The sequence below is a fragment of the Terriglobales bacterium genome (assembly GCA_035624475.1).
In the GTDB taxonomy this organism is placed as follows: domain Bacteria; phylum Acidobacteriota; class Terriglobia; order Terriglobales; family Acidobacteriaceae; genus DASPRL01.
Window position 1 is genome coordinate 1 of the sequence record DASPRL010000184.1, and the last position, 4665, is coordinate 4665.

A 4665-nucleotide genomic window follows, 5' to 3' on the forward strand; every position below is an offset into this window, starting at 1 on the left:
CGTGCGCATGAACTACACCGCGCGCGACGGCCGGACCTATCAGCTCAACCTCATCGACACCCCCGGGCACGTGGATTTCACCTACGAGGTCTCACGCTCGCTGGCCTCCTGCGAGGGCGCGCTGCTGCTGGTGGACGCTTCCCAGGGAGTGGAGGCGCAGACCCTGGCCAACGCCTACCTGGCCATCAACAACGGTCTGGAGATCATCCCGGTGATCAACAAGATCGACCTGCCCAGCGCCGATGTGGGGCGGGCCAAGGAGATGATCGAGCAGGCCATCGGGCTGGACGCGAGCCAGGCGCTGCTGGTCAGCGCCAAGACCGGGGAGGGCGTGCCCGAGGTGCTGGAAGCGGTGGTCAAGAAGGTGCCGCCGCCGCGCGGCGCCGCCCACGTCCCCTTGCAGGCACTGATCTTCGATTCCTGGTTCGATCCCTACCGCGGCGTGGTGGTGCTGACGCGCGTCTTCCAGGGGACGCTGCGCAAGGGACAGAAGATCCGGCTGTGGTCGAACGGGCGCGTGCACGAGGTCGAGACCCTGGGCGTGCTCACGCCCAAGCCGGTGGAGGTGGAACAGCTCTCGGCGGGCGAGGTCGGCTTCCTCATCGCCAACATCAAGAACGTGAGCGACAGCAAGATCGGCGACACCATCACCGACGACGCGCGCCCCGCCATCGAGCCCCTGCCCGGCTTCCAGGACATCAAGCCCATGGTCTTCGCCGGGCTCTATACCGTGGACGCGCACGAGCACACCGCTCTGCGCGAGGCCCTGGAAAAGCTGCGCCTCAACGATTCCTCGTTCTTCTTCGAGCCCGAGAGCTCGGCGGCGCTGGGCTTCGGCTTCCGCTGCGGCTTCCTGGGACTGCTTCACATGGAGATCATCCAGGAGCGGCTGGAGCGCGAGTATGGGCTGGAATTGATCACCACCGCCCCGGGCGTGCGCTTCAAGATCACGCGCACCGACGGCAGCGCGATCGAGGTAGACAACCCTTCCAAGTGGCCCTCGCCCAGCGAGATCAAGAAGGTGGAAGAGCCGGTGATCACCGCCACCATCCTCACCGCGGAAGAGTACGTGGGCGGCATCCTGAAGCTGGTGGAGGAGAAGCGGGGGCGGCAGAAAGGTTTCGAGTACGTCAGCTCGTCGCGCGTGATGCTCACCTACGAGCTGCCGCTCAACGAGATCGTGCTGGATTTCTACGACCGGCTGAAGTCCATCTCGCGCGGCTACGCTTCGCTCGACTACCACCTCTCGGGGACCTGGGAGTCGCCCATGGTCAAGCTCGACATCCTGGTGGCGGGCGATCCGGTGGACGCGCTCTCCCTGATCGTGCACAAGGACGCCGCCTACGAGCGCGGGCGGGTGCTGGCCTCCAAGATGCGGGAACTCATCCCACGGCAGCAATTCGAGGTGGCCATCCAGGCGGCCATCGGGGGCAAGGTGATCGCCCGCGAGACCGTGGCCGCCATGCGCAAGAACGTGCTGGCCAAGTGCTACGGCGGCGACATCACCCGCAAGCGCAAGCTGCTGGAAAAACAGAAGGAAGGCAAGAAGCGCATGAAGCGCATCGGGCGCGTGGACATCCCCCAGGAAGCCTTCCTGGCGGTGCTGCGGGTGGGGGAGGAGAGCTGATTCCGCCACGGCAGCGGACCCTCCTTCCGCTGCATTCCATGTGCAAAACTCATAGGCGCGCGGGGACAGACAGGCGCCAGGGTCCCCTCTCGGTGCGCCTTGGACCTAGACTGTAAGTCTTTTGTTTTCAATCCAGTCAAGTGCATGCCCCGAGGTTTTTTGAGGGCCTAAGTAGCTGAAAACCCGAGCGTGGAGGAATTCCGCACCTCGGTTTCGCACAAGCTTTCCACAGTGGCAGGGGCGGTGAGGCCGGAGCGGACGAGCGAACCCGCCGCCGCCGGCCCCGAACCGGAACTCCAGGGCAGTGCTCAGCGACCGGCAAGCAAGAAGCGCACCGTGATCTGGGTCTCCACCTCGACCGGTCGGCCATTGAGGCGGTAGGGGCGATAGCGCCATTGCCGCACCGCATCCAGGGCGGGAGGGATCAGCCAGGGATGGCCGCTGACGGCGTGGAGCTGCTGGATGGTGCCGTCATTCCCGATCACGGCCTGCAAGATCACGTCTCCCTGGACACCCGCCAGCTTGGCGATCTGCGGATAGACGGGCTGCACCTGCTGCACCAGGTAACCCTCGATCACGCCGCTGGAGACTGCGACTGACCTTGGCGCCGCGGGGCGAGGGATGACCGGCGCGGGATGGAAGACCGCGCTCATCCCGGGCGTAGTGTCCTGCGGGCAGCCGGGACAACCCGGACCGAGATCGGGTGCAGCGCTCGGCCCGGTGTCTCTTGAAAGCTGCCGTAGATCGGGTCCGGTGTAGATCTCCGTGGGAATCACGCGCGGTTCCGCGAACACGCTGGGGGTCGTGTTGCTTCGCGCGCCCGAGCCCGGGCGCGCGCTTCCGCGGTGGCGGGCGCCGGGCTGATAGGGTTGCGGCAGTCCGGTCAGGGCGGTGGGAAAGCGCAGGGGCAACGCGTCGGGGCGCAGGACGGGCACCAGGATCAGTGAGCCCAGCAGCAGGACCTGCAGACCCGACGAGGCCAGGGTGGCCCAGCCGCGGCGGCTGTTCCCGTGGGACGAGGATGCGAGGATGCTCTGTTCGAACATGGTGTGCCTCCCTCGATCCCCAACCGGTGTCTATAGACACCAGCGGCGAGTGAGAGGGAGCGGGAAAACGCCGGCTAAGGGGAAAAAGAAAGGCCGCCAAAGCGGCGGCCTGGGAAAGCGGGATGGATCCCCGATGCCTTACTGCGGCTTGCGAGTCGGGGGAGGCGTGGTCGGCTTGGTGGCACTGGGGGCCGACGGAGGCGCCTTGGGCGGCGCCGCTACACCCGACTGCGCGTTGTAGGCGTCGAGGATGGCTTTGCTCACGTCCACCGTAGGACCGGCCCAGAGCACGGCGCTGGTCTGCGGATTGGAGATGTCGAAGATCACCGCGTAGCCATTGTTCTCGGCATAGGTAGAGAGCACCTTGTACATCTTCTCGCCGATGCGGTTGATGAGCTCCTGCAACTGGTTCTGGTAGTCCTGCTGGGCATCATCGAGGTTGCGCTGGTAGGTCTTCTGTTTGGCCTGGATGTTGTTGACCAGGGTGCTGCGGGCCTCGTCGTTGAGCGTGTTCCCCTGGGTGCTGAGCTGCTTCTGCAGATCGTCCAGCTCCTTCTTGGCGTTGCTCAACTCCACCTGCTTGGGTTCAAACTTCTTCTGCAGGGCGCCAAAGTCGCGCTGGCCCTCGTTGCTTGCCAGGATGACCTGCTGCATTTGAATGACGCCCAGCTTGGTGGGCGGAGCCACGGAGGTGCTGACCGCGGGAGCGGGGCTCTGCGCCCACACCGCCAGCGATGCCATCGTCAGGGTGACAACCAGGATTACGACCTTGCTCTTCATGGGGTGATTGAACTCCTTAAGAATTCCTCTGAGAGATCTCCAAACTTTTTCCGGGGGCGGGCAGGGTGTCGTTCGGCGGCCTTCGCGGGCCGCGCCGCGGGATCCGAGGTCTGCCTGCAAACCTGAAATGTGAGTTTGCGAATGCAGCGATTATAAGGGTCGGGCGCGGCCAGCGTCAAACCCGACGGCCCGCCTGTCCCTAGAAAGTGGTGGCCACCGTGAACCGGAAGGTCTTTCTCGGTTCCTGCAGGCGATACAAGGGGACAAAAGCCCGCAGCGCATTCTGATAGGTGAAGTCGCCGGCGCCGCCTGGGGGGAACATGCTGCGGCTGATGCAGGGCGCGCTCCCGCCACCGGGAGTGACGCAGGTGTTGGGCGTGGCCGAGGAGGTGTCCATGATCAGCGGATTGTAGGCGTAATAGACGCGCAGGGGGGCATTCACCACCGGCATCAGCACCTGCAGTTCCAGCCCGGTGGAGAGCCGGGGCACGTAGTTGGTGCCCGGCACCAGGCTCAGGTCGGAAGAGAAGACGAAGTTCTGCGTGCCGGTGCAGGAGAAGGTCCCCGGAGACGGGGTCGGATTGAAGACCTGGCCGGTGCAGCCGAACCCGGTGGTGTTCAGAGTGCTGACCGCTTGGTTGGCCAGGCGGAGCTGGGAGGTCCGGGTGACGAAGACCATGCCGAAATCGGCGAAGGCCGCCAGGGTCACGGGGCCCACGATGGGAATGCGGTACTCCACGTTGCCGACAAAGCTGGTGTCGCCGCCGGGAAACGAGATCACATGCGCGGGCAGGGGAATGGTGACGGTGCCGCGGCGGGGATTGGAGGGATCGATCAGCACGGGGGTGCCGTCGGGATTCAGCAGGGGGACGGCCACCACCTGGGTCAGGTAGGTCACCGGTGAGAGCGAGCGTGTGTCGAAGCCGCGCAGGTCGGTGTCCCCGCCCAGGTAGATGCGCTCGAAGGGAGGAGCCACCAAGCCGCCCCAGCCGGTCAGGAACGTGCCCTGGAGGCGGAAGCCGAGGGTCTGGGCGCCCTCCCGCGAGGGGTGCAGGCCCTTCATGGGGATGAAGCGCTTGTATTCCACCACGGGGCGGATGTCGCGCACGTTGCCGCCCAGCCCCGCGATCTCTCCCCCGAGGTACAGGCTGTGGCCGGAGTGGGGGTGGACCGGGCTGTCGATGGTGCTGAACGAGAAGCTGGGAACCACCT

The 4665-nt window shown here is 65.6% G+C and carries 4 protein-coding genes; 1 reads left to right on the forward strand and 3 read right to left on the reverse strand.

Annotated elements, in window-relative coordinates; genetic code table 11:
• The coding region (lepA, locus tag VEG08_07685; protein ID HXZ27868.1) for a translation elongation factor 4 at positions 1-1627 on the forward strand (1627 nt) is incomplete at its 5' end.
• Between the two features lie 308 nt (positions 1628-1935).
• Here the strand turns inward: lepA and VEG08_07690 are convergent.
• The 3 genes from VEG08_07690 to VEG08_07700 all read right to left on the reverse strand — a co-directional run.
• Complete coding sequence (locus VEG08_07690; GenBank protein HXZ27869.1) at positions 1936-2673, reverse strand: TonB family protein; 738 nt, start codon at positions 2671-2673, stop codon at positions 1936-1938.
• A 138-nt stretch (positions 2674-2811) separates the two neighbouring features.
• Complete coding sequence (locus tag VEG08_07695; GenBank protein HXZ27870.1) at positions 2812-3453, reverse strand: OmpH family outer membrane protein; 642 nt, start codon at positions 3451-3453, stop codon at positions 2812-2814.
• A gap of 199 nt (positions 3454-3652) precedes the next feature.
• Positions 3653-4665 (reverse strand): BamA/TamA family outer membrane protein (locus tag VEG08_07700; protein ID HXZ27871.1); only part of this gene is annotated, 1013 nt, incomplete at its 5' end.

Coding starts and splice junctions, on each gene's coding strand:
- VEG08_07690 (HXZ27869.1), bottom strand. CDS start 2,673: ATGTTCGAACAGAGCATCCTCGCATCCTCGTCCCACGGGAACAGCCGC.
- VEG08_07695 (HXZ27870.1), bottom strand. CDS start 3,453: ATGAAGAGCAAGGTCGTAATCCTGGTTGTCACCCTGACGATGGCATCG.